Annotated in this window: 23 protein-coding genes and 1 pseudogene; 14 read left to right on the forward strand and 10 right to left on the reverse strand. The window is 63.2% G+C overall.

Going from position 1 to position 24,341, the window contains the following annotated elements:
- Positions 1-117 (forward strand): annotated as a pseudogene (locus ACQ4WR_RS26380) (IS481 family transposase); the annotation flags it as partial.
- On the opposite strand, the gene ACQ4WR_RS26385 reads toward ACQ4WR_RS26380, so the two are convergent.
- Positions 114-680: a PAS and helix-turn-helix domain-containing protein gene (locus ACQ4WR_RS26385; protein WP_102294728.1), complete on the reverse strand. Its 567-nt coding sequence runs from the start codon at positions 678-680 to the stop codon at positions 114-116. The pseudogene ACQ4WR_RS26380 and the gene ACQ4WR_RS26385 overlap by 4 nt on opposite strands.
- Before the next feature lie 147 nt (positions 681-827).
- Between ACQ4WR_RS26385 and ACQ4WR_RS26390 the strand changes: the two genes are divergently transcribed.
- Entirely contained in the window at positions 828-1,526 is a 699-nt protein-coding gene (locus ACQ4WR_RS26390) for a CoA transferase subunit A (protein ID WP_436490932.1), read from the forward strand.
- 156 nt (positions 1,527-1,682) lie between these two features.
- Positions 1,683-2,333: a CoA transferase subunit B gene (locus ACQ4WR_RS26395; RefSeq protein ID WP_102294725.1), complete on the forward strand. Its 651-nt coding sequence runs from the start codon at positions 1,683-1,685 to the stop codon at positions 2,331-2,333.
- Positions 2,334-2,385: 52 nt separating this feature from the next.
- On the opposite strand, the gene ACQ4WR_RS26400 is transcribed toward ACQ4WR_RS26395, so the two are convergent.
- A complete protein-coding gene (locus tag ACQ4WR_RS26400; RefSeq protein ID WP_436490934.1) occupies positions 2,386-2,796 on the reverse strand; it encodes a DoxX family protein in 411 nt (136 codons plus the stop codon).
- Positions 2,797-3,043: 247 nt separating this feature from the next.
- Complete coding sequence (locus ACQ4WR_RS26405; protein WP_258002983.1) at positions 3,044-4,381, reverse strand: dicarboxylate/amino acid:cation symporter; 1,338 nt, start codon at positions 4,379-4,381, stop codon at positions 3,044-3,046.
- Between the two features lie 271 nt (positions 4,382-4,652).
- Between ACQ4WR_RS26405 and ACQ4WR_RS26410 the strand changes: the two genes are divergently transcribed.
- From ACQ4WR_RS26410 to ACQ4WR_RS26420, 3 genes are read left to right on the forward strand one after another with little or no spacing between them, the layout of a single operon-like run.
- Positions 4,653-5,534 carry an alpha/beta fold hydrolase gene (locus ACQ4WR_RS26410; RefSeq protein ID WP_102294721.1) on the forward strand — a complete coding sequence of 294 codons (882 nt, stop codon included), beginning with the start codon at positions 4,653-4,655 and terminating at the stop codon, positions 5,532-5,534.
- 46 nt (positions 5,535-5,580) lie between these two features.
- Positions 5,581-5,931 (forward strand): RidA family protein, encoded by a 351-nt coding sequence (locus ACQ4WR_RS26415; protein ID WP_102294719.1) that lies wholly within the window; start codon positions 5,581-5,583, stop codon positions 5,929-5,931.
- Positions 5,932-5,963: 32 nt separating this feature from the next.
- Complete coding sequence (locus ACQ4WR_RS26420; RefSeq protein WP_102294718.1) at positions 5,964-8,216, forward strand: RelA/SpoT family protein; 2,253 nt, start codon at positions 5,964-5,966, stop codon at positions 8,214-8,216.
- A 136-nt stretch (positions 8,217-8,352) separates the two neighbouring features.
- Here ACQ4WR_RS26420 and ACQ4WR_RS26425 read toward each other — a convergent pair whose 3' ends face one another.
- The 3 genes from ACQ4WR_RS26425 to ACQ4WR_RS26435 form a co-directional block, all read right to left on the reverse strand.
- Positions 8,353-9,300, reverse strand: coding sequence for a cation diffusion facilitator family transporter (locus tag ACQ4WR_RS26425; protein ID WP_436490937.1), 948 nt, complete (start codon positions 9,298-9,300; stop codon positions 8,353-8,355).
- Positions 9,301-9,417: 117 nt separating this feature from the next.
- Positions 9,418-10,293, reverse strand: a complete 876-nt coding sequence (locus ACQ4WR_RS26430; RefSeq protein ID WP_436490939.1) for a pirin family protein — start codon at positions 10,291-10,293, stop codon at positions 9,418-9,420.
- 71 nt (positions 10,294-10,364) lie between these two features.
- Positions 10,365-10,964 (reverse strand): FMN-dependent NADH-azoreductase, encoded by a 600-nt coding sequence (locus ACQ4WR_RS26435; RefSeq protein ID WP_436490941.1) that lies wholly within the window; start codon positions 10,962-10,964, stop codon positions 10,365-10,367.
- A 114-nt stretch (positions 10,965-11,078) separates the two neighbouring features.
- Here ACQ4WR_RS26435 and ACQ4WR_RS26440 point away from each other — a divergent pair, with 114 nt between their 5' ends.
- A complete protein-coding gene (locus ACQ4WR_RS26440; RefSeq protein WP_436490942.1) occupies positions 11,079-11,984 on the forward strand; it encodes a LysR family transcriptional regulator in 906 nt (301 codons plus the stop codon).
- A gap of 15 nt (positions 11,985-11,999) precedes the next feature.
- On the opposite strand, the gene asd is transcribed toward ACQ4WR_RS26440, so the two are convergent.
- Positions 12,000-12,848, reverse strand: coding sequence for an archaetidylserine decarboxylase (gene asd / locus ACQ4WR_RS26445; protein ID WP_436490944.1), 849 nt, complete (start codon positions 12,846-12,848; stop codon positions 12,000-12,002).
- Positions 12,849-13,085: 237 nt separating this feature from the next.
- Between asd and ACQ4WR_RS26450 the strand changes: the two genes are divergently transcribed.
- The 6 genes from ACQ4WR_RS26450 (at position 13,086) to ACQ4WR_RS26475 (ending at position 20,549) form a co-directional block, all read left to right on the forward strand.
- A complete protein-coding gene (locus ACQ4WR_RS26450) occupies positions 13,086-15,317 on the forward strand; it encodes a TonB-dependent receptor plug domain-containing protein (protein ID WP_436490946.1) in 2,232 nt (743 codons plus the stop codon).
- A 119-nt stretch (positions 15,318-15,436) separates the two neighbouring features.
- Positions 15,437-16,675, forward strand: a complete 1,239-nt coding sequence (locus tag ACQ4WR_RS26455) for a DEAD/DEAH box helicase (protein ID WP_436490948.1) — start codon at positions 15,437-15,439, stop codon at positions 16,673-16,675.
- A gap of 54 nt (positions 16,676-16,729) precedes the next feature.
- Complete coding sequence (locus ACQ4WR_RS26460) at positions 16,730-17,347, forward strand: LON peptidase substrate-binding domain-containing protein (RefSeq protein ID WP_436490949.1); 618 nt, start codon at positions 16,730-16,732, stop codon at positions 17,345-17,347.
- Between the two features lie 142 nt (positions 17,348-17,489).
- A complete protein-coding gene (locus ACQ4WR_RS26465; RefSeq protein WP_436490951.1) occupies positions 17,490-18,233 on the forward strand; it encodes a DNA-binding protein in 744 nt (247 codons plus the stop codon).
- Between the two features lie 322 nt (positions 18,234-18,555).
- Positions 18,556-19,548 (forward strand): chemotaxis protein CheB, encoded by a 993-nt coding sequence (locus tag ACQ4WR_RS26470; RefSeq protein WP_436490953.1) that lies wholly within the window; start codon positions 18,556-18,558, stop codon positions 19,546-19,548.
- A gap of 53 nt (positions 19,549-19,601) precedes the next feature.
- Positions 19,602-20,549 carry a cupin-like domain-containing protein gene (locus ACQ4WR_RS26475; RefSeq protein WP_436490955.1) on the forward strand — a complete coding sequence of 316 codons (948 nt, stop codon included), beginning with the start codon at positions 19,602-19,604 and terminating at the stop codon, positions 20,547-20,549.
- Between the two features lie 286 nt (positions 20,550-20,835).
- On the opposite strand, the gene ACQ4WR_RS26480 is transcribed toward ACQ4WR_RS26475, so the two are convergent.
- Positions 20,836-21,741: a DMT family transporter gene (locus ACQ4WR_RS26480; protein ID WP_436490957.1), complete on the reverse strand. Its 906-nt coding sequence runs from the start codon at positions 21,739-21,741 to the stop codon at positions 20,836-20,838.
- 51 nt (positions 21,742-21,792) lie between these two features.
- On the opposite strand from ACQ4WR_RS26480, the gene ACQ4WR_RS26485 reads away from it, so the two are divergent.
- Entirely contained in the window at positions 21,793-22,350 is a 558-nt protein-coding gene (locus tag ACQ4WR_RS26485; protein ID WP_436490959.1) for a helix-turn-helix domain-containing protein, read from the forward strand.
- Here ACQ4WR_RS26485 and ACQ4WR_RS26490 read toward each other — a convergent pair.
- Positions 22,296-23,090, reverse strand: a complete 795-nt coding sequence (locus ACQ4WR_RS26490) for a class I SAM-dependent methyltransferase (protein ID WP_102293881.1) — start codon at positions 23,088-23,090, stop codon at positions 22,296-22,298. The genes ACQ4WR_RS26485 and ACQ4WR_RS26490 overlap by 55 nt on opposite strands.
- Positions 23,087-24,328, reverse strand: coding sequence for a voltage-gated chloride channel family protein (locus tag ACQ4WR_RS26495; RefSeq protein ID WP_102293880.1), 1,242 nt, complete (start codon positions 24,326-24,328; stop codon positions 23,087-23,089). The genes ACQ4WR_RS26490 and ACQ4WR_RS26495 overlap by 4 nt, the downstream gene beginning before the upstream one ends.
- Between the last annotated feature and the right edge of the window lie 13 nt (positions 24,329-24,341).

The raw sequence follows: 24,341 nt of genomic DNA on the forward strand, positions 1-24,341 counted from the left end.
CTCAAAGAATGGAACCATCACTACAACTGGCACCGGCCGCATCAGGGCATTGCTGGCAAAGCCCCAATGTCACGGCTCAGATCCGGCCAGAATAACCTCTTGCAACTTCACACCTAGCGCGGCAGCTGCAGTCCCACCAGCTTGTGCACGAGTTCGGACGACGTCGAGGCGGCGAATTTTCGCATCAGCTTGGCGCGGTGCATTTCCACCGTGCGGGGGCTGAGGTCGATCTGGCGGGCGATCAGCTTGCTGGTCTTGCCTTCCACCAGCAGCGCGGCGATCTCGCGCTCGCGCGGCGTCAGTTCCGCCGTCACGGGACGCTTCTCGCTGACATCCTCGAACGTCCAGATGCCCGCGCCCAGCGGCTGTGCCGACAGCATGGCATGGCCCGTGACGTGGCACCAGAACAGTTCCCCATTACCGCGGCGCATGATGCGTTCGTCCGAATAGCGCCCCTTGGCGTTCATGATGGGGATGATGCGTTCACCGGTGCGCAGGAATTCATCGTGCGTGGGGTAGAGTACTTCGAACGACTGGCCGTCGAGTTCGCTGCGCGCGTAACCGAACATGCCGGCCAGCGCTTCATTGCAGCTGCGCATGATGCGGTTTTCCGACATGCACATGCCCACGGGCGCGTGCAGGAAGATGCTTTCATAATCGATGGCTGACGCGGCGTTCATCTGATGCGTATCACTCTCACAGGGGGATTGCCGGCACGGCGCCGGTAGTTCTACGGTATTGTACTTTCCACTCGCGTATTTTATGCTGAGTCGCTGCCTGAGTCATGGACTCAAGACCAAAGCTTAACAAAAGATAGAGGGACACCCATGAATAAAGTTTATCCTGACGCCGCTTCGGCGCTGGCCGGTATCGTCCAAGATGGCCAGACCATCGCCGTCGGCGGCTTCGGCCTGTGCGGCATTCCCGAAGCCCTGATCGCTGCCTTGCGCGATTCCGGCGTGACGGGCCTGACGGCCATTTCAAATAATGCCGGCGTGGACGGCTTCGGCCTGGGCCAGCTCTTGACCACGCGCCAGATCAAGAAAATGATCGCCTCCTACGTGGGTGAAAACAAGGAATTCGCGCGCCAGTACCTGGCTGGCGAACTGGAACTGGAATTCACGCCGCAAGGCACCCTGGCCGAAAAACTGCGCGCCGGTGGCGCCGGCATTCCCGCCTTCTTCACCAAGACGGGCGTGGGCACCATCGTTGCCGACGGCAAGGAACTGCGCGAATTCGACGGCGAACAATATGTGATGGAACGCAGCCTGGTGGCCGATGTGTCCCTGGTGAAAGCCTACATGGCTGACCGCGCTGGCAACTTGGTCTACCGCAAGACGGCGCGCAATTTCAACCCGAACGTGGCCATGGCCGGCAAGATCACCATCGTCGAAGTGGAAAAACTGGTCGAAGTGGGCGAAATCGACCCGGACCAGGTCCACACGCCGAGCATTTTCGTGCACCGCATCGTGGTCAACGCGAACCCGGAAAAACGCATCGAGCAGCGCACCGTGCGCACCGACTAATAAATAGAAGATTACGCATGGCAAAACCGTAGCGAGCGGCAGTGATTTGTGGCTAAGAAGCGCAACCGTACTTTAGTACGGTGAGCATCGCAGGCCGCAAAGCGCGCCGCGCAGTAGGTTTGGACAGGCGTTCCACGAAAATTGAAGGAGATGATAATGGCTTGGACGAGAGATGAGATGGCCGCCCGTGCGGCGAAAGAGCTGCAGGATGGCTTTTATGTGAACCTGGGCATCGGCTTGCCGACCCTGGTCGCCAACTATGTGCCGGACAATATCGAGGTATTCCTGCAGTCGGAAAACGGTTTGCTGGGCATCGGCCCGTTCCCGACCGATGACGAAGTCGATGCCGACCTGATCAATGCGGGCAAGCAGACCGTGACGGCCTTGCCCGGTGCTGCGTACTTCAGCTCGGCGGACTCGTTTGGCATGATTCGTGGCGGCAAGATCAACCTGGCCATCCTGGGCGCCATGCAAGTGTCGGAAAAGGGCGACCTGGCGAACTGGATGATTCCAGGCAAGATGGTCAAGGGCATGGGCGGCGCGATGGACCTGGTCGCCGGCGTCAAGCGTGTCGTCGTGCTGATGGAACACGTGGCCACGGCCAAGGATGGCACGACGTCGCACAAGCTGCTCAAGCAGTGCGATCTGCCGTTGACGGGCGTGGGCGTGGTCGATGTCATCATCAGCGACCTGGGCGTGATCGACGTGACGGAAAACGGCCTGAAGCTGGTGGAACTGGCGCCGGGCGTGACCAAGGAGCAGGTGCAGGCGGCCACGGGCGCTGAACTGGATGTTTCCGCCGTGTAAGCACGCGCAGTGTCGTATGCGAGCAGGGCGGACAGCGATGTCCGCCCTTTTTTTATGCGCCGGACTTGCCGCGCAAGCCGTCCAGGCTGTAGGCGCCGGCGCCTGCCGCCGCGAAGTACAGGAAGGTGAAGCAGTACATCACGGCCATTTCGCCGCCGTTCAGGATCGGCAGGAAGCCGGCAGGCGCATGCGCGATGAAGTAGGCGGCCGCCATCTGGCCCGAGAGGATGAAGGCGACGGGGCGGGTGAACAGTCCGAGCAGCAGCAGGGTGCCGCCCACCAGTTCGATGACGCCGGCCGCGCCCATCAGGGAAAACAGTTGCAGGCCGTCAAACATGGCCACGTGCGGCGCGCCGAACAGCTTGGCCGTGCCGTGTTGCAGGAAGAGGAAGCCGAGGATGATGCGCAGCACGCCCAGCAGGCGTGGGCTCCAGGTGGCGTAGACGGCGGGCGAGAGGGACATGACGTACTCCATTCAAAAAGTGGATGGTTCGGTGTCAGGCTTGCATTAACGCAATGTCATTATGCGGGAGCCTGGCGGTGAACAGTAGGGCGTACTGTAATGGTTTTCGATTAATTGATCATCGTGCTAAATATTGATGGATGATTTACTGTTTGTTGATGATGTCAACAGCAGTCTGCGCGCATGAAAAAAGCCCCGCAGAGTGATCTGCGGGGCTTTCAGGAGGATGCCAGCTGTAAGGTATCGCTTACTTGACGATATTTACGGCTGGTGCAACAAACGCGTCATCGGCGGGATGGGTAGGATTGGCCAGCTCGCTGTGCAGCTTGTCCATGTCCAGTTCTTTTTCCCATTTCGACACGACGATGGTGGCCACGCCGTTGCCGACAAAATTGGTCAGCGCGCGGCATTCGCTCATGAAGCGGTCAATACCCAGGATCAGCGCCATGCCGGCCACGGGGATCGTCGGTACCACGGCCAGGGTGGCGGCCAGGGTGATGAAGCCGGCGCCGGTGATGCCGGAGGCGCCTTTCGAGGTCAGCATCGCCACGCCCAGAATGGTCAGTTCCTGCCAGATCGTCAGTTCCGTGTTGGTGGCCTGTGCCACGAACAGGGCGGCCATGGTCATGTAGATGTTGGTGCCGTCCAGGTTGAACGAGTAGCCGGTAGGCACGACCAGGCCGACGACCGGCTTGGAGCAGCCCAGGCGCTCGAGTTTTTTCATCAGGGCCGGCAGGGCCGATTCCGACGAGCTCGTGCCCAGCACGATCAGCAGTTCTTCCTTGATGTACAGCAGGAAGCGGCCAATGGAAAAGCCCGTGTACTTGGCGATCAGGCCCAGCACGACGAAGACGAACAGGAAGCAGGTCAGGTAGAACGAGCCCATCAGTTTGGCCAGCGGGATCAGCGATGCCAGGCCGTATTTGCCGATGGTGAAGGCCATGGCGCCGAACGCGCCGATCGGGGCGACTTTCATGATGATGTTGACCATGCCGAAGATGGCATGCGACAGCTCGTCGATCAGCTTGGTGACGGGACGGCCGCGCTCACCCAGCAGGGACAGCGAGAAGCCGAACAGGATGGCGATCAGGAGCACTTGCAGGATGTCGCCCTTGGCGAACGCATCGACGAAGGTCTTCGGGATGATGTTCATCACGAAGTCCACCGTCGACATGCCTTCGGCGTGCGTGTATTGCGCGATCGACTTGGCATCCAGGTGGGCCGGATCGGCGTTGAAGCCGGCGCCCGGTTTCAGGATGTTGGCAACCAGCAAACCGATGGCCAGCGCGAAGGTGGAGACCACTTCAAAGTACAGCAGCGCCTTGCCGCCCACGCGGCCGATTTTCTTCACGTCCTGCATGCCGGCGATGCCGGAGACCACGGTACAGAAGATGACCGGGGCGATGATCATCTTGATGAGTTTGATAAAGCCGTCGCCCAGCGGTTTCATGTCGACGGCGTTCGAAGGGTAGAACACCCCCAGCAGCACGCCAGCCACGATGGCGAACAGCACCTGCACGTACAGGATTTTATAGAATGGTTTTTTCACGAGTGGTCTCCTCTTGCGGGTTGATGCTGCGATCATCCGCCCATCGGCAGGCCGGCTCAATTGTGGATAACCGCAGATATGCATTTTCGCTATATCGGGTATTGCGCCATGCGCGACGTGGCACTGGCGTGCTGCGGCGCAGCATTTCAGCCGCGCGCTTGGAGCATTGCCCGCGCTGCGCTACACTGCCGAAGAGTCACGCGCGGGGCATCCGGCAAATTGCCGGTTTCTTTGTTTTTTACTACCAAATACAAGGCCTGACAAAACCGGCGCGCAGCAGGTTTTGTCAGGCGTGCTAAGGAATCGCATGATCGAAGCCAGCATCAAGTCAGTGCAATGCATCTCGCCGGCGGGCCTGCACCGCATGTCGTACAAGGAGTGGGGCGCAGCCGATAATCCGAACGTGCTGGTCTGCGCCCATGGCGTGACGCGCGTGGCCGACGACTTCGACAACCTGGCGCGCGCCATGGCCAGCGATTACCGCGTCATCTGCCCGGATGTGGTGGGGCGCGGGCGCTCGGGCTGGCTGGCCAATCCGCAGTTTTACCGCGTGCCGCAATACGTGAGCGACATGGTGACCCTGCTGGCCCGCGTGCTGGCCAATGGCGAACGCCAGACGGTGGACTGGTTCGGCACCTCGATGGGCGGCTTGATCGGCCTGGGCCTGGCATCCTTGCCGGACAGCCCGATCAGCAAGCTGGTCTTGAACGACATCGGCCCGACCCTGGCGCCGGAAGCCTTGCAGCGCATCGGCGACTACATCGGCCAGGACCTGCGTTTCGAGACGTTCGAGCAGGGTGCCAGGTTTGTGCGCGACGTGTCCGCCAGCTTCGGCCCGCACACGGACGCCGAATGGCATAAACTGGCGGTGGATGTGCTGCGCCAGGATAAGGATGGCCACTGGCGCCGCCACTATGATATGGGACTGGCCATGCCATTCCGCTCGGCCACGCCGGAATCGGCGGCCAGCGACGAAGCCATGCTGTGGGCCGCGTATGATGCCGTGCGCTGCCCCACCTTGCTGGTGCGCGGGTCGGAATCCGATCTGCTGTCGCACGAGACGGCCACGCTGATGCTGGGCCGTGGGCCGAAGGCGCAGCTGGTGGAAATCGAAGGCGTGGGCCACGCGCCCACCTTCGTCCACGACGACCAGATCGCCATCGCGCGCAAGTTTTTGCTGGGCAAGTAATCAGAAATACCGCTGTACAGATTTTGAAACAACCGAAAGTAAAAGCATGGAAATTACACGACTGCACGTAGGCAAACGCCTCTCCGAAGTAGCCATCCACAACAACACCATCTACCTGGCTGGCCAGATCGCGGAAGACACCACGCAGGGCATCGTCGGCCAGACGCGCGAAGTGCTGGGCCACGTCGACCGTTTGCTGATGGAAGCGGGCAGCGACAAGACTTGCATCCTGTCCTGCCAGATCTACATCGCCGACATGAAGGATTTTGCCGGCATGAATGAAGTGTGGGATGACTGGGTCGCCTCCGGCCATACGCCGCCGCGCGCCACGGTGGAAGCCAAGCTGGCCAATCCGGCTTGCCTGGTTGAAATCGTCATCATCGCTGCAGAGCGTTAAGCAGTTAAGTTTTCTAGTTGATAAGGTAATACATGGTTTCCATCTCGGCCCCGAACAGCGCCACCTCGGAACAACTGGTAGAGGGGCTGAGTGCGCCGGACAGCGCGCGCGTGCTGGACGCGCTTGCGTATGCCACCGAAGCCTATGGCGACAAGCTGACCTTTGCCGGACGCTCCGCGCTGGACTTCGCCATCGGCGTGGCCACCACCCTGGCATTCCTGCGCAGCGATGCGGAAACGCGCATCGCCGGCCTGATGTTCGAGCTGACCCTGCTCGAGCCGGACACCGCGGCCGATATCGAGCCGCGCTTCGGCAAGCAGGTGTGCGACCTGGCCACCGGCGTGCGCCAGCTGATCCGTTTGCGCGCGCTGACCCAGGCGCAGCACGGCAGCGCTGGCGGACGCGGCAAGAATGCGGCGCAGCAAGCCGTGGCCCAGGTGGAAACCTTGCGCAAGATGCTGCTGGCGATGGCATCCGACATGCGTGTCGTGCTGGTGCGCCTGGCAGCCTGCGTGACGACCTTGCGTTATTTCGCTGAATTAAAACTTTTCAATGAAATGACGCGTGAATATGGCAAGGAAACGCTCGACCTGTACGCGCCGCTGGCCAACCGCCTCGGCATCTGGCAGCTGAAATGGGAACTGGAGGATTTGTCGTTCCGCTTCATCGAGCCGGAAGCGTATAAACGCATCGCCAAGATGCTGGAAGAAAAGCGCATGATGCGCGAGGGCTTCGTGTCCTCGGCGATTTTGCGCCTGCAGACGGAACTGGCTTCGGCCGGTATCCAGGCGGAAGTGTTTGGCCGCCCGAAACACATTTACAGCATCTGGAACAAGATGCGCGGTAAGGAGCTGGACTTTACTGCCCTGTACGACGTGCGCGCCTTCCGCGTCATCGTTGCCGATGTGAAAACCTGCTACACGGTGCTGGGCGTGGTCCACAATATCTGGACCCCCATCCCGAAAGAATTCGACGATTACATTTCGCGGCCGAAACCCAACGGTTATCAGTCGCTGCACACGGTGGTGACGGCCGAGGATGGTCGGCCGCTGGAAGTGCAAATCCGCACGAATGAAATGCACAGCTTTGCCGAATACGGCGTGGCCGCGCACTGGCGCTACAAGGAAGAGGGCGGCTCGAACTTTGCCGGCCAGAAGTACGACGAAAAGATCGCCTGGCTGCGCCAGTTGCTGGCCTGGAAAACCGAGGTGGCCGACGCCGTCGTGGGCCAGGAAGAAATCCAGCGCGAATGGGTGGAAAAGCTCAAATCCGCCACCCTGGACGACCGCATCTTCGTCATGACGCCGCAAGCGCGCGTGCTGGAGTTGCCCGTCGGCGCCACACCCGTCGATTTTGCCTACCACCTGCATACGGACGTGGGCCACCGCTGCCGCGGCGCCAAGGTCGACGGCATCATGGTGCCCCTGAATACGCAACTGAAGAACGGCCAGACCTGCGAAATCATCACGGCCAAGGGCGCGCCTGGCACGGCCGGGCCGTCGCGCGACTGGCTCAGCGCCGGTTACGCCGTCAGCACGCGCACGCGCTCGAAGATCCGCGCCTGGTTCCACGCCATCGACATGCAGGAAACCCTGGCCCACGGCCGCGCGCTGGTGGAGAAATCCCTGCAGCGCGAAGGCAAGACGGCCGTCAACCTCGAAGCGCTGGCGCAAAAGCTGGGCTTTGCCAAAGTAGACGAGCTGTTCCTGTCGGTGGGCAAGGATGAATTCAGCCTGCGCCACGTGGAGCAGGCGCTGCATGACAATGGCGAAGTGGTGGTGCCGGAAGACGCCGTGCTGGTGGGCAAGAGCCGCGCCTCCAGCGTGGAGCAGGGCGCCAAGTCCGGCGTGCTGGTGGTGGGGACCGAAGGCCTGATGACGGTGCTGGCCAAGTGCTGCAAGCCGGCGCCGCCGGACAGCATCGTCGGCTTCGTCACGCGCGGCAAGGGCGTCTCCATTCACCGCGCCACCTGCAAGAACTTCGAGGAAATGCGCGCCAAGGCGCCCGAACGCGTGATCTTCACGGAGTGGGGCAGCACGGGCGGCCACGACACGGTGTATCCGGTCGACATCTTCATTCTCGCCGGCGACCGCCAGGGCTTGCTGCGTGACATCTCCGAAATCTTTTCGCGCGAGAAAATCAACGTTATCGGCGTCAACACCCAAAGCGCCAAGGGCCAGGCCCGCATGACGTTTACGGCCGAGATCAGCTCGACGGCGCAGCTGTTGAAGGCGCTGAATGTAATTAAAGACGTGAGCGGGGTGCTTGAGGCCCGTCGCAGCTAGCGCTTTTGGGGTTGTCCAGAGTAACAACACCTGATAAAACCGTAGCGAGCGTCAGTGATTTGTGGCCGAGAAGCGCAACCGTGCTGAAGCACGGTGAGCATCGCCGGCCGCAAAGCGCGACGCGCAGTAGGTTTGATCAGGTGTTTTCGTGCAAGCCCGCCATCGTGGCCGTCTCCGGCTGCAAGGTAATGTGGTCGATGCCATGCTTGCTCAGTAACATCTTCTTGATCGCCCGCAAGACCTTCGGCCAATGGTCGAGGTGTTCGATTTCCACGTGGCCGATCAGGGCCGGCTGGCCTGGCGACATGTCCCACACATGCAGGTCGTGCACGGCAATCACGCCGTCCACTTGCTCCACGTCCGCGCCCACCTGGAGGTAGTCGATGTGCATCGGCACGCCTTCCATCAGGAAGTGGTACGACTCTTTCAATACCCCGAAGGTGGATTTCAGGATCAGCAGGGACACCAGCACCGACAACAGCGGGTCGATCTGCATCCAGCCCGTGAAGTAAATCACGGCGCCGGCGACAATGGCGGCGACGGAACCGAGCAAGTCGCCCATCACGTGGACGAGGGCGGCGCGCGTGTTGACGCTCTGCTTGTCCTTCGACAGGACCCACGCCACCACCAGGTTGATGGCCAGGCCGATGAAGGCGACGACGAAGACTATGCCGCCTTGCACGGTTTGCGGCGTGGAAAAACGCTGCACGGCTTCATAGCAGATCCAGCCCACCACGCACAGCATGGCCAGGCCGTTGACAAAGGCGGCCAGCGCTTCGGCGCGGCCAAAGCCGAACGAGTGGCGCGGCGAGGGCGGGCGGCGCGCGATGAGCTGCGCCAGCAGGGCCAGGCCCAGGGCGGCCGCGTCCGTGACCATGTGGCCCGCGTCGGAAATCAGCGCCAGCGAATTGGACATGAAGCCGGCGATGACTTCGATGCCGGCGAATGACAGGGTCAGGCCCAGCGCCCACGCGAGGATGCTCTGGCTGCGCCCCTCGAACGAGTGGGTATGCTTGGCGTCGCCTTTCAAATGCGCGTGCAAATGGGCGGCGTCGTGTTCGGTACTGTCGTGCGTCGGCTGCATGGCATGCTTCGTGAAATGAACTTGCCGTCAGTGTAATTGAAAAGCAACAAAACAGCCTGCGCATAAAAAAACCTGCAGGCCTTGCGGCGCTGCAGGTTTTTCTTGAAGCACATGGTGTTACTGTGCGGCCGTTTCACCAAACTTGCCTTCACGGAAGTCCTGCACGGCCTGGAACACTTCCGCCTGGGTATTCATGACAAACGGACCGTACTGCGCGATCGGCTCGTTCAGCGGCTTGCCGGCGATGAGTATCACGCGGCCGCCTGCGGGCGCTTCGATGCGCACGCCGTCGGCCCCTGGCGTATTGCTGAAAATGACCATGCGCAGGGCGGGCACGGCCTTGCCGTCGACCTGCACTTCGCCACGGAAGGTGTAGATGAAAGCGTTATGCCCTTCCGGCAGCGGCTGCTCGAAGCTGGTGCCTGGCGGCAGGTCGATATCCAGGTACAGCGGTTCCGTCAGCTCGCGCTGCACGGCGCCCGTCACACCATGGCTCTCGCCGGCGATCACTTGCACGGCCACACCCGCGTCCGTCGTGTAGCGGGGAATCTCGCTGCTCGTGAAATCGCGGTACCACGGCGTGCGCATCTTGTCGCGCGCGGGCAGGTTCAGCCACAGCTGGAATCCTTCCATCACGCCTTCTTCCTGTTCCGGCATTTCCGAGTGGATCACGCCGCTGCCGGCCGTCATCCATTGCACGCCGCCCGAAGTCAGCAAGCCTTCGTTGCCCGCGCTGTCCTTGTGGCGCATGCGCCCCGTGATCATGTACGAGACCGTTTCGAAGCCACGGTGCGGATGCTCTGGGAAGCCGGCGATATAGTCGTTCGGCTTGTCGCTGGCGAAATTGTCAAGCATCAGGAACGGGTCGAGCCGGCGCTGCAGCTGCTGCGTCAGCACGCGGTTGATCTTCACGCCGGCGCCATCCATGACGGCTTGGCCGGCGATCACGCGCTCGACGGCGCGTGCCTTGTTGACGGTGATGATATCGCTCATTGTTCTCTCCTGTTTTGGGTCAGACCCGCCGGAACTCGGCGTCTCCGTCTGACCGCAGCTTGGTACGTGCATTACACCAGGATGGCGTTGATCTCGGCGTCCGCCTGTGCTTGCGCCTTGGCCACGGCTTCCGGACCCATGCCCATGCCTTCCGAATACACATATTGCACGTCGGTCATGCCCAGGAAGCCGAACATGGTGTTCAGGTAAGGCACCTGGCTGTCGTTGGCGCTGTCGCGGTGCAAGCCGCCGCGGGACAGGCCCACATAGACTTTCTTGCCGCTCAGCAGGCCAACTGGGCCGTTTTCCGTGTACTTGAAGGTGACGTTGGCGCGGGCGATCGCGTCGAACCAGCTTTTCAGTTGCACGGTGATGCCGAAGTTGTACATCGGCGCGCCGATGACGATCACGTCAGCTGCTTGTACCTGGGCAATCAGGGCGTCGTCCAGGGCGATGCGGGCAGCTTGCTCCGGCGTGCGGTTATCGGCAGGGGTAAACAGCGCTTGCAGGGTCGGCTCGTCGAGCACGGGGTGCGGTGCGGCGGCCAGGTCGCGGCGCACGAGGGCGGCGCCAGGGTTGGCTGCTTGTACGCGGGAGACGATGGCGTCAGCCAGGCGGGTCGAGGCGGAACCGGTGCTGCGGGCGCTGGAATTGATTTGCAGGATGTTCATCTTGTTTTCTCCGTTGTGAGGTGTCTTGCGATGGATGAACTATAGCAATTCCAAAATTGATGCGGAAGCCGTTAAAATGGATAACATTAATCCACTCATGGAACAATCAAAAGTATGGATATCGATCCCGGAGATTTGTTGCTGTTTGCCCGCGTCGTCGAATGCGGCAGTTTCAGTCGCGCCGCCGTGCGCGTGGACTTTCCCAAGTCGACCCTGTCGCGGCGCATTTCGCAGCTGGAAGCCAGATTGGGCGAGCGCCTGCTGCTGCGCACGACGCGCAAGCTGGCGCTGACGGAGTTTGGCGCCAGCCTGCTCGAGCATGCGCGCAAGGTGGTGGAAGAAACGGAGGCGGCCGGCGCACTGGCGCAGCACCGCCAGGCCGGCCCCAGCGGCTTGCTGCGCATTTCCATGCCGGCCGACTTCGGCGACGCGCTGATGCGCCAGGTGCTGGCCGAGTTCGTGCGCCGCTATCCGGCCATTTCGCTGGAACTGGACTTGTCGGCGCGCCGGGTGGATTTGCTGGAAGAGAACTTCGACCTGGCCATCCGCATGGGCAACCTGCCCGACGATGCCAGCCTGTCGGCGCGCCGCGTGGCCTTCAGCACCTTGGCCCTGTACGCCTCGCCGCAATACACGAGCGTGCACGGCTTGCCCGAGCATCCCGATGATCTGTATGGCCACGATCTGCTGAGTTTGCCAAGGGCCGTGCATGGCCTCGTGCACTGGACTTTGATACGTGGCAAGACGACGTGGGAGCGCGACTTGCCTGTGCGCCTGCTGGCCAACTCGCCGGAATTGCTGGTGCGCATGGCGTGCACGGGTGTGGGCATCGCGGCCAGCACGGACCGCTTTGCCAAGGCGTATGTGGCGACGGGGGAATTGGTGCGCGTGTTGCCGGAATGGAGTTTCCCGCTGGTCACGGGCTGGGCCGTGTTTCCCGGCCGGCGCTTGATGCCGGCCAAGACGCGCGCGTTCCTGGACTTGATGGAGGAGATGTACAAAACGGACGCGCCCGTGTAGGCGCGTCGCGTTGGCTTACTTGGGCAGGTTGCCCATGACTTCGCCCAGCTGCACGGGGCCGGCTGGTTGCCAACTGGCGTTGAATTGCACGGTGTCTTTCGGGAACAGCATGACGACGGTGGAACCGAGCAGGAAGCGGCCCAGTTCTTCGCCCTGTTTCAGCACGACATTGTCGTTCGCATAGCTCCAGTCGCGGATCTCACCGGTGCGGGGCGGATTGACGACGCCGTGCCAGACGGTGGCCATGCTGCCGACGATGGTAGCGCCGACCAGGGTCATGACGAATGGGCCGTTGGCCGTGTCGAACACGCAGACGACGCGCTCGTTGCGGGCGAACAGGCCGGGAATGCCGCGCGCCGTCGTCGGGTTGACGGAAAACAGTTCACCGGGCACATAAATCATGCGCGTCAAACGGCCGTCGCACGGCATGTGGATGCGGTGGTAGTCGCGCGGGCTCAGGTACAGGTTGGCGAAGCTGCCGTGCTCGAACTGGGCCGCCAGGGCCGCATCGCCGCCGACCAGGGCCGTGGTGCTGAAGTTGTGGCCCTTGGCCTGGAAGATCTGGTCCTTGTCGATCGTGCCGAACTGGCTGATGCGGCCGTCGACGGGGCAGACGTAGTCGGCCTTGGCCAGCGGACGGGCATCGGGGCGCAGCGCGCGCGTGAAAAAGTCGTTGAAGCTGGTGTAGTGCGTGATGTCCGGGTCCAGCGCCTCATCCATGTTGACGTTGTAGCGGCCGACGAACCAGCGGATCAGCCGCGTGGTCATGGCACCGCCCTTGGCGCCGGCGATGCGGCCGGCGAAGTTGGTCAACGCTCCTTTTGGAAGCAGATATTGGGGCAGGACGGCAAGACGGTCAGACACGATGGGAAGCCTTTGACGGGATGATCGGAATAATGGCGAAAACGCATTATAGCGGCGATGTGGCGCGCAATGATACGAACCGCATGAGACACAGCTTTCCTGTGCTCTTGCCAAATTTAATTTTCCATAAGAAATATTTTCGGGAAGCCATGCCATACGGGCAAAATTGCCGCAAAATACAGCTGCCAGTTTTTTGCTTTTTAGCTATTTTTATTCAGTTCACTTTTCAGCCCAGCCATGATGCCACGCCGTTCGTTCCGTCTCACCGTTGTTGCCTCCGCCGTCCTGTTTGCCTGCCATGTCCATGCCCAGCAGTCCGAAACCTCCGCCGCCGATGGCCTGAGCGCCGCACCAGCCAAGGCCGATAAGGCAGCCGCGCCTGCCATGCAGACGGTGGAAGTGAAGGGCGGCTATGACCCGCGACGTGACGACACGGCCAGCAAGATGATCGTCAGCAGCGAGGAAATCCTCAAGTATGGCGATACGAATGTCACCGACGTGCTCAAGCGCCTGCCCGGCATTACCGTCACGGGCGCGGCGGGGCGCCCGGGCGGGGAAATCCGCATGCGCGGCCTGGGCAGCGGCTACACGCAAATCCTGCTCAATGGCGAACGGGCACCGGCCGGTTTTTCGCTCGACACCCTGTCGCCCGACGTCATCGAGCGCATCGAAATCCTGCATGCTGCCAGCGCCGAGTACAGCACGCAGTCGATCGCCGGCACGATCAATGTGGTGCTGAAGAAAGCCGTGAAGACGGCGCAGCGCGACGTGAAACTGGGCGCGGGCGGCGGCCGCGATGCGTTTTCCAGCAATGGCAATCTGCAATGGTCGGACAAGGACGGCATTTTTTCGTATTCGCTGGCCGCCTCGTTCTACCGCTACGATTATCAGTACGATAATCCCGTCGACAAGCCGGCGCTGGACCTCGGCTATTTGCCCGATGGCCGGCAAAACCTGCTGCGCCGCATTACCGGCACGGGCCATGGCCGTTCCGACGGCATCAATCTGTCGCCCCGCTTGAACTGGGCCTACGCGGACGGCGACAGCCTGACGGCGCAGTTTTTCCTGAATGCCGGACGCAGCGAGAACCGCAGCCATAACCTGACCGAGACGCTGCTGGGCGCGCGGCCCGAATACGACACCAATGATGGCACGTCGGGCAATGACTTTGTTTTTGGCCGGACGGACCTGAGCTGGGTGCACAAGCTTGAAGGCGGCGCCAGGCTGGAACTGGGCGTACGGGCCAGCGCCACCAGCAACACGGCCGACAGCCATCCGCTCGGCTATATCGATGGCATGGGGCTGGCGCTGGACCGCAAGGTGCGCGTCAAGGCGAGCTACAGCAGCCTGTCGTCCACCGGCAAGTATTCCACGCCGTGGATGCCGGGCCACGCGCTGTCCATGGGCTGGGATGGCACCGTCAGCCAGCGCGAGGAAGCGCGCCGCCAGCGCGAGCAAGCGTTGCCGGGCGGCCAGCCACCCGTGAACAGCGATGAGCATTTCGATGCCGATATCAAGCTCCTGGCCGTGTATGCGCAGGATGAATGGGATATCACGCCGCGCTGGTCCATGTATGCGGGCCTGCGCTGGGAAGGCATCGACACGCGCAGCGCGGGCGACACCTTTGACGCCGTGCAGCAGCGCAGCAGCGTCTGGAGTCCGCTGCTGCAAACCCTGTGGAAGCTGCCCGATACCAAGGGCGACCAGGTACGCCTGGCCCTGACGCGCACTTACAAGTCGCCGTCCACGTCCAACCTGATCCCGCGCCGTAGTATTGCCACGAACAATAGCCAGACGGATCCTGACCGGGTCGGCAATCCAAACTTGAAACCGGAGCTGGCGCTGGGCCTCGATGCCTCGTACGAACATTACTGGGCCGAAGGCGCCTTGCTCAGCGCGCGCGCCTCGGCCCGCCGCATTGACGGCTACACGCGCCAAGGCTTGCTGTTCATCGATGAACGCTGGGTCTCCACGCCCATCAACGATGGCCGCGCAAATACTCAGACACTGGAACTGGAGGCGAAGTTCCCCCTGCGCGCCGTGCTGGCCGCACCCGTGCCGGCGCTCGACCTACGGGCCAGCATCAGCCGCAACTGGTCGCAGGTGGAGCATGTGCCGGGGCCGAACAACCGGCTCGACCAGCAGACGCCCCTTAGCGGCAATGTCGGGCTCGACTACAAGACACCCGATGGCGTCCTGAGCACGGGAGGCAGCTTCAACTTCCGTACAGGCGGCCCCGTGCGCATCACGGAGCGCCAAAGCGCCTATACGTCGCCGCGCCGCGACCTCGACCTGTATGCCGTGTGGAAATTCGATGCGAAGAACCAGTTGCGCGTGGCCGTGTCGAATTTGCTGGCGCAAGATTTTGAAAGCAATACCTACTACACGGATGCCAGCGGCACGATTGCCCGCACGGGCGTGTCGCCCACTTCGCCGCAGGCGCGCGCGACCATGGAAATGAAGTTCTGAGCGCCGTGCCTTGCCGATGAAAATCCCGGCCGGCACCCCCGCTGGCCTATAATCTCGGCAATCGCGCGCACGGCCTGTCCGTGCGCGCCGCCTTTTACTTTGCCAAGATTGCTTTCCCCATGACGTTTTCCTCCCTCGGCCTGATCGATCCCCTGGTCCGCAAACTCGATGAGCTTGGCTATGCCAAGCCCACGCCCGTGCAGGCGCAGGCGATTCCCGCCGTGCTGGCCGGGCGCGACCTGATGGCCGCTGCCCAGACGGGCACGGGCAAGACGGCAGGCTTTGCCGTTCCCCTGTTGCAGCGCCTGACCCTGGAAGGCGTGGTGGCGCCCCAGTGCGTGCGCGTGCTGGTGCTCGTGCCCACGCGCGAACTGGCCGAGCAAGTGTATGCCAGCTTCCGCAGCTATGGCGGCAACTTGCCGCTGCGCAGTTTTGTCGCCTACGGCGGCGTGCCCATCGAGCCGCAGATCAGCAAACTGCGCAAGGGCCTCGACGTGCTGGTGGCCACGCCGGGCCGCTTGCTGGACTTGCAGACGCAGGGCGCCGTGAAATTCGAGCAGGTGCAGACCCTGGTGCTGGACGAAGCCGACCGCATGCTCGACCTGGGCTTCGAGCGCGAACTCGATTTGCTGCTGATGACCATGCCCAAGCAGCGCCAGACCCTGCTGTTCTCGGCCACCTTCTCGGACGCCATCCGCGCCATGGCGAAAACCATGCTCAAGGACCCCGTTTCGGTGGAGGTGAGCGCGCGCAACAGCACGGTGAAAGCCGTGAAGCAGTCGGTGATCGTGTGCGACAAGAAACGCAAGCCGGAACTGTTCCTGCACCTGCTGAAGAAGAAGCGCTGGGGCCAGGTACTGGTCTTCGTCAAGACGCGCAAGGGCGTCGAGCAACTGGTGGCGACCTTGCTGGAGCAGGGTCTGCGCGCCGATTCGATCCACGGCGACAAGACCCAGCCCAACCGCCTTCGTGCGCTGGCCCGTTTCAAGGCGGCCGAGGTGCAAGTGCTGGTGGCCACCGACGTGGCCGCCCGCGGCCTGGATATCGACCAGTTGCCGATCGTCGTCAATTTCGACTTGCCCACGGTGGCCGAAGACTATATCCACCGCATCGGCCGCACGGGCCGCGCGGGCGCCTCGGGCGAAGCGGTATCGCTGGTCTGCGCCGACGAGGTGGAATTGCTGTCGGCCGTGGAAGCGCTGACGCGGCAAACCCTCAAGCGCCATGAGGAGCCGGGTTACGAGGCGGAACACCGCGTGCCAGGCACGTCGGCCGGCGGCACCATCCAGAAGAAGGCCGTGAAAGTGCTGGCACCGAAGGCGGCAGAGAGAGCGAAAAAGCGCCGCTTCTACAAATAATCGGCAGGTGCAAGGCGCGCAGCACGGATATGCCATTCGTGCCATCATGCGCCTATGACCTCGATACCTTTGTTCCCGCTCAATACGGTGCTGTATCCCGATGGCTATCTGCCCCTGCAGATCTTCGAGGTGCGCTACCTGGACATGATACGCAAGTGCATCATGGGCGAGCAGCCGTTCGGCGTGGTCCAGCTGCTGGACGGCACGGAAGTGCGCAAGCCGGGCCAGCTGGAAACGCTGGCACCCGTGGGCACCCTGGCGCGCGTCATCGACTGGGCCGCGCCGCTGTCGGGCTTGCTGCAAATCAAATGCATGGGCATGCAGCGCTTCCACATCGTCTCCAGCGCACAGCTGAAGCACGGCCTGTGGACGGCGCAGATTGAAACCTTGGCGCCCGACAAGGCCATTCCCATTCCCCAGGAGCAGCAGAACGTGGCCGATGCGCTCGGCGCGCTGATACGCACCTTGCAGGAGCAAAAGATTCCACCCGAGCAAATGCCGCTGCAGCCGCCGTACCGGCTCGACGAGTGCGGCTGGGTGGCGAACCGCTGGTGCGAACTGCTGTCGCTGAACGCCATGCAAAAGCAGCTTTTGCTGAGCCAGGACAATCCCGTGCTGCGCCTGGAACTGGTGCAGGACATGCTGACGGAAAACGGCTTGCTGGAAGACTGACGCAGCGCATGCCGCATGTTTGCACAATGTCACGTTGTGCAATTGCAATTTCTATTGAGAAATACTTTACGCTTTGCCGCCGCTGGCATAAGATGATGCCCCTGAGCAAGATGGCCCCCGGCAACATTCAAGAGTAGACAACATGGCAAAAGTAAGCGCGGAACAGATCAATGCGGCAATGGAAGCGATGGCGGCCGAAGGCCTGGCCATCACGGTGCGCGCGCTGCGCGAGCGGCTGGGCAATGGCGCCTGCCTGGGCACCATCAGCAAGCTCCTGCAACGCCGCAAGGCCGGTGCGCAGCGCCAGATCGCGGCTGCGGCCCAACTGTCGCCCGTGCTGCAGCAAGCCATCCTCGATTATGTAGGACAGGAATTGAGCGCCAGCCACAGCGCGCATGAAGCCGAGATGAATGACAATCAACAGGAATTGATGGACCTGGCCAGCGAGAACGAGCGCCAGCAAGAGCTGCTCGACCTGCAGGCAGGCGAGCTGGAAACCCTGCGCGAGGAACTCGAGCGCGAGCGTCAAGTGGCAAACCAGGCCCGCACGGACCTGGCCAAGGCGCAGCTGCGCCTGGAAGGCTTGCCACGCCTGGAAGAGGCGGCCGAGCAGGCGCGCATGGACCTGGCCAAGGCGCAATTCAAACTCGAAGGCATTCCTCGCCTGGAAGAAGCTGCCGAAGCGGCGCGTGCCGAATTGATCCAGGCCCAGCTGAAGCTGGAAAGCCTGACGCGCGTGGAAACGGAACTGGCCGCCGCGCGCCTGGAACTGGAAGCGGAGCGCGAAGAGCTGGGCGAAACGCGCGCCGAGCTGGACGAGGAGCGCACCTTGCGCATCAAGGCGCAGCAGTTCATCGTCGATCCCATCTTCAAAACCCCTGTCTGAGGACGCATGGCCTAAGCTGCTGCGCGTCGGTATAGGCGGCCTGCGATGCGCACCGGCGCGGCGCCTCCGTACCAAGTACGGTTGCGCTTCTCGGCCAACTCTGCTTTCCGCTCGCTACGGTGTTGTCAGGTGTCGATACGTTGCCTGTCTGATGCGGCAACATGGTCTCGATAACCGTATGGAACCGGCCGCAACAAGATAAGTGTCGATACGGCGCATGTTTGACGCGGCGCCATAGTGATGCCGTATGTTAAGCGGCGCACGGAAGCGTGCAGCACTGCACCGCAGAATGGTTGCGGGACTTTGCGCGACGGGGGCGGGGATGCAGGCGTTGATAGTGATTGGTGCTTCGGCGGGCGGCATGGATGTTTTGTCCGCCATCTTTGCCAGTCTGCCCGCCAGCTTGCCGGCGCCCGTGCTGGTGGTGACGCATCTGGGGGCGCGCAAGAGCCTGCTGCCCGAGATCCTCGGCAAGACGTCCGCCTTGCCCGTGCGCTTCGCCGAGGAGCGCGAACCCGTGCGTCCCGGGCGCATCCTGCTGGCACCGCCGGACCGGCATATGCTGGTGGCCAACACGGCTGGCCAGCCCAGCATCGAACTGACGCGGGGGCCGAAGGAAAACCATACGCGTCCCGCCATCGATCCCCTGTTTCGCAGTGCCGCCGCCGCTTTCGGCCCGAAGGTGGTGGGCGTGATCCTCAGCGGCTATCTCGACGATGGCACGGCCGGCTTGCAGGCCATCAAGGCCTGCGGCGGCAAGGCACTGGTGCAGGAGCCGCAGGAGGCGCACGCGCCCTCGATGCCGCAAAGTGCGATCGACCATGTGGAGGTGGACTGGCGTTTGCCGGTGGCGGAAATCGCCCCGGCCCTGCTGGCGCTGGCCAGCGGCAAGCCTTTGGCCCTTCAGCAGGCACAGCCGGTACAGCCTGTCCCCCATTGGATCGCCGTGGAAAACCGTTTTGCCAGGGGAGTGGGAAACATGGAACAACTGGAAAAGATCGCCACGCCATCGACCTTCACCTGTCCCGAATGCCAGGGTACCCTGTGGGAGTTGAACGGCCAGCAGCCGCAGCGCTTTCGCTGCCATACGGGCCACAGTTTCACGGCAAAAATTCTTGGGGAACTCCAGCATGACAAGGCGGAAGAGGCCATCTGGGCCGCCGTGCGGGCGCTGCAGGAAAAGGAAAAGCTGTACCTGAGCCTGGCCGCCAAGGCCCAGGCCTGGCTGCATCCGGGCACGGCCAGCGAGTATGGCCTCAAGGCGCGCGAGGCCGCTGACCAGGCCGAGCTGCTCAAGCGGGCCTTGCTGGCTTAAAATAGCGCACTGGCGCGCCATGCCGCGCGACATCTTGTTAGCAAAGAAGGTTTATGCCCGTAGAAAAAAATCTGCCGCCCCAGCTGGCGGCGGCCCCCATGCCGACGCGCGCCTTGCCGCCCCGGCCGCCCGCCGAATTCAGCTCTCCCGAAGCGGCCCTTGCCCGCAAGCAGGCGCGCGAGCACAAGGATGCGCAGGTGCGTGGCGTCACGTCCATCCACGCCATGCGCGAGGCCATCCGCCACGCGGCGCGCGCCTTGCCCGCCATCACCGAAGTGCCGCGCCTGGCCATGCTGGATGCGGCCGCCTTCCGCGCGCGCGCGGCGCTGGGCTTGCCGTTCCTGATGCGCGGCCTGGTGCAGCGCTGGCCTTTGTCAGGCATGGCGCCGGCCGTCTTGCGCGAACGTTACAGCCACGTGCCCGTGCGCGCCAGGGTGGGCGACTACATCAACACGGCGTTCGCGGCTGACCGTGCCATGCAGGACATGTCGATGGGGGCATATCTGGACCTGGTGGAAGAGGGCGCGAGCGCGCTGCCGCCTTATTTGGGCAACCTGGAATTGCGCGAATTGAACAGGCTGTGCCATTGGCCCACGTATTTCGACAAGATGGGGCCTCCGCGCTTCTGGGTGGGGCCGGCCGGCACGGTGACGCCGCTGCATTGCGATTACGACGACAATATCTTCGCGCAAGTATGGGGCCGCAAGCGCATCATGCTGTCACCGCCGCACCATGACGCCTTCCTGTACCCGAGCGAAGCGAACGCCATCCTGTTCGGTTCGCCCTTCGACCCGGAAGCGCCCGATTTCGCGCGTTTTCCCCTGGCGCGCCAGGCCAGCATCATCGAATGCCTGGTCGAACCGGGCGACATGCTGTACGTGCCCGCCGGCTGGTACCACCAGGTGCGCGCGCTGACGTTTTCGCTGTCTTCGAACCGCTGGGCCAGGGCCGTGCCGTTCGCCCTGCATGGCGACGCGGCGCTGCGGCGCGCGGGCGACTGATACATCATTCTGAACCACGACTGGAGCAACTGTCGATACCCTGGCCCGCGCCCTGATACTCGCCACTACCTACATCGAAGGCCGCGACGTAAACGACCCTGATGCCGACATTGCCGCCCTGGAGTCGATCGCGGCCGAGTTGCGGCATGCCAGCGGGGAAGAACAGGCCAGTCTGGCACGGGCCGCCCATGCGCTGGGCGTGCCTGGCTGGCCGGAAGAGATGGGTCTGGCCTGATTGCCCGCCGTGCACGTGTAACTGTGCTCGCGGCCGGCTGTCCATGCTGCCTTACTGCTGCACGGCCTTGGCGGCGCCGCCCCTGCGTTTCGGCCGCCACTCGCTGAGAATGCCCGCAGCGATGATCAGGATCGCGCCGACGATGGCCAGCGCCGGCAGGCGTTCGCCGGCGATGCGTCCGATCACGCCGGCCCAGACAGGCTCGCCCGCATAGATCAGGGTGGCCTTGGTGGCCGAGATGCGCTTTTGCGCCCAGTTCATCACATATTGAATCAGTGCGCTGGCGCAGCCCAGCGCCAGCACGCTGAGGATGAAAGTCTGGCTCAGGGCGGGCGGCGCTTCGCCCATGACGGGCATCAGCAGCAGGGCGATCAGCGACGCCGTGGCCAGTTGCACGATGGTCACGCGCAAGATGTTCAGCTGCGGCGAAACGCGGCTGATGAGGATGATTTCCAGCGCGATGGCGATGGCGCCCACGGCCGTGATCAGCTCGCCAGTGCCAAATGCCATGCTCAAGCCATCCGTGCCCGTCAGCAGCAATAGCCCAACGAAGGCCAGCGCCACGGCGACCCACACGGCAGGATGGGGCCGCTGCTTGAAGACCAGCCATTGCACCAGCGGTACGATAGGCACGTAGAAGGCCGTGATGAAAGCCGATTTGCTGCTGGAAATATGCATCAAGCCATAGGTTTGCAGCGCGTAGCCGCCAAAGATGCTGACACCGATGGCCATGCCCGTGAACAGTTCGGCCCGGCTCAGCTGCCGCAGCTGGCCCCGGCAAATCAGGGCGCCGATGGCGGCGGCCACGGCAAAGCGGGCGGCCACGAAGGCCAGCGGGCCGCTGACCGTGACGGCATGTTGCACCACCAGAAAAGTGCCGCCCCAGATGAAGGTGATGGCGATCAGGGCAAGTTCGGGCAGGCCGAGGGCGGGCGGGGGACTTGCGTGTGTTTTCATGGGAGGCTATGCTATGAGCAAAATATTTCCCATCATGATAGGAGCAATATATTGCGCAGTCAAGCCGAAGCCGGTGGCGTGCTGGCACACCTGGCCACCAATCTGCGTCGCTTGCGCCTGGCCGCCGGCCTCAGCCAGGAAGAGCTGGCGCGCCTGTCTGGCCTGAGCCGGCGCATGGTCAATGGCGTGGAGGCGGGCGGCACCAACATCAGCCTGGCCAATCTCGACCATGTGGCCGCCGCCTTGAACGTGGCCTTTGTCGACCTGGTCCAGCCGCCGCAGCAAGCGCAGGCCAGCCTGCGCGTGCTGATGTGGCAAAGCGCCACGCAGGCCAGCCAGGCCGTACTGCTGGGCGCGGCGCCCGCCAGCCGCCAGGTGGAGCTGTGGTCGTGGACCCTGGCGCCGGGCGAACGCTACGATGCGCAAGCCGACCCGGCCGGTTTCAGCGAAATGCTCTACGTGCTGGAAGGCGAGCTGCAGCTGGTGCTGGCGGACGGGACGAGAACGCTGGCCACGGGTGATTTCCTCGTCTTCAGCAGCGCGCAGGCGTACAGCTATGTCAACGCTGGCGCATCGACCTTGCGCTTTACGCGCAATGTGGCCAGCTGACGGCGCAGTGACGGCAGGCTGCAGCCGATGAGCAGCAGCATCGGCCGTTCCCGCTCTTCCGCCAGGGCCGGCTGCTGCGCCACCTGTGCATCCGTCGGTCCCCATTCTTCCACGTGATCGATCCGCAAGCCGGCTTGTATCAAGGCATTCAGGGTCGTGCCCAGGGTGCGGTGCTGCTTGATCACGCCGGGCGCCAGCCAGTCGGAGATGCGCGGGCCTTGCCGCTGGTAGCTGTCGACGGGCCAGGTCTTGCGTCCTTGCGCATCCGTCAGCCAGCCCGGCTGGCGCGGCGCCATGAAGACCGGGTGCTCGATGGAAAACACCAGCTTGCCACCGGGTTTCAAGCCATGCCGGATGGCGGCCAGCAGGGTGGCAAAATCCTCGATGTAGTGGAAGGCCAGCGAACTGTAGACCAGGTCGTAGGTCGCCGGCGGCAAGGCCAGTTGTCCGAGATCAATCCGCGCATAGCTGAGCGCGCCGTGCTGACCCATGGCGCTCGCCTGCGCCAGCATCTTTTCCGACACGTCCACGCCCAGCACCTGGGATGCGCCCGCATCCGCCGCCCAGCGGCAGAACCAGCCATAGCCGCAGCCCAGGTCCAGCACCCGCTTTCCCTGCAGCGTGGGCAGCATGGCGCGCAAGGCTGGCCATTCGGGGGCGGCATCCAGGCCGCCGATCGAGCGGGGCAGCTGGCTGTAGGCCGTGAAGAAGGCCTCGTTGTCGTAGATATTCTGTGTCATGTATCGAGGTCCTTGCGGGGCGTGCGCTTGGCGTGGCCGCCGCGTTGCGCCCGGTAAATGCCGGCGTGGCCGGAAAACAGGTAGGCCACGACGCAGGCGATGGCCGCGTACACGCCGAGCTCCGCGCCAAACAGTTCCATGGCCATCAGGGTCGAGGCGATCGGCGTGTTGGCCGCGCCCGCGAAGACGGCGACGAAACCGATGGCCGCCAGCAAGGTGGCGGGCTGGTGCAGCAGCGGCCCCAGCGCATTACCCAGGGTCGCGCCGATGAAGAACAGGGGCGTCACTTCGCCGCCCTTGAAACCGCTGCCCAGCGAGACGATGGTAAACGCCATCTTGCCGAGGAAATCATACGCCGGCAGTGGCTCTTTCAGCGCATCGGCGATGGTGGGAATGCCCAGGCCGATGTAGCGGTCCGTGCCCAGCAGCCACACGGCAAGCGCGATGAGCACGCCGCCGGCCAGCGGGCGCAGCGGCGCGTAGGCGATCCAGCGTTTCATCAGGGCGCTCAAGCCATGCGTGGCTTGCGCGAATACTTTACCTGCCACGCCGAACAGCATGCCCGCAAGCACCATGGCGGACAAGGTCCAGGCGGAGAGGGCGGGGATCAGTGGCACGGCATAGTGGGTATGCTGGACGCCCCACAGCAGACCCACCTGGTCGGCGATGACGGCAGCGGCCAGGCAGGGCAGCATGGCTTCGTAGCGCAGGCGGCCGATGGCCAGCACTTCCAGGCCAAAGATGGCGCCTGCCAGCGGCGTGCCGAAGACGGAGGCAAAGCCGGCGCTGATGCCGGCCATGAGGATGATGCGGCGGTCTTCATTGTTCAGGCGAAACAGGCGCGTGAGCTGGTCGGCCAGCGCGCCACCCATCTGCACGGCCGTGCCTTCGCGCCCGACGGAGGCGCCGAACAAATGCGAGACGACGGTGCCGCCCAGGACCAGTGGCGCCATGCGCAGGGGAATGATTTTCTTCGGATCGTGGATTTCATCGATGAGCAGGTTGGCGCCGCCTTCCACCGCGCTGCCGTAGCGCAGGTACAGCCAGCCGACGGCAAAGCCTGCCACGGGCAGCAGCCACACCAGCCACGCGTGCGCCTGCCGCGTTTGCGTGGCCCATTCAAGGGCGAACAGGAAGCCGGCCGACGCGGTGCCGGCCAGCACGGCCACGGCGGCAGCGATCAGCAGCCATTTCAGCAGATGCAAGAGCAGGTCAGTGAAAGCGGTGAGGCGTGTCATCGTGCGTGTCCAG

Source organism: Janthinobacterium amylolyticum, from assembly GCF_051380655.1.
Taxonomy (GTDB): domain Bacteria; phylum Pseudomonadota; class Gammaproteobacteria; order Burkholderiales; family Burkholderiaceae_D; genus Janthinobacterium.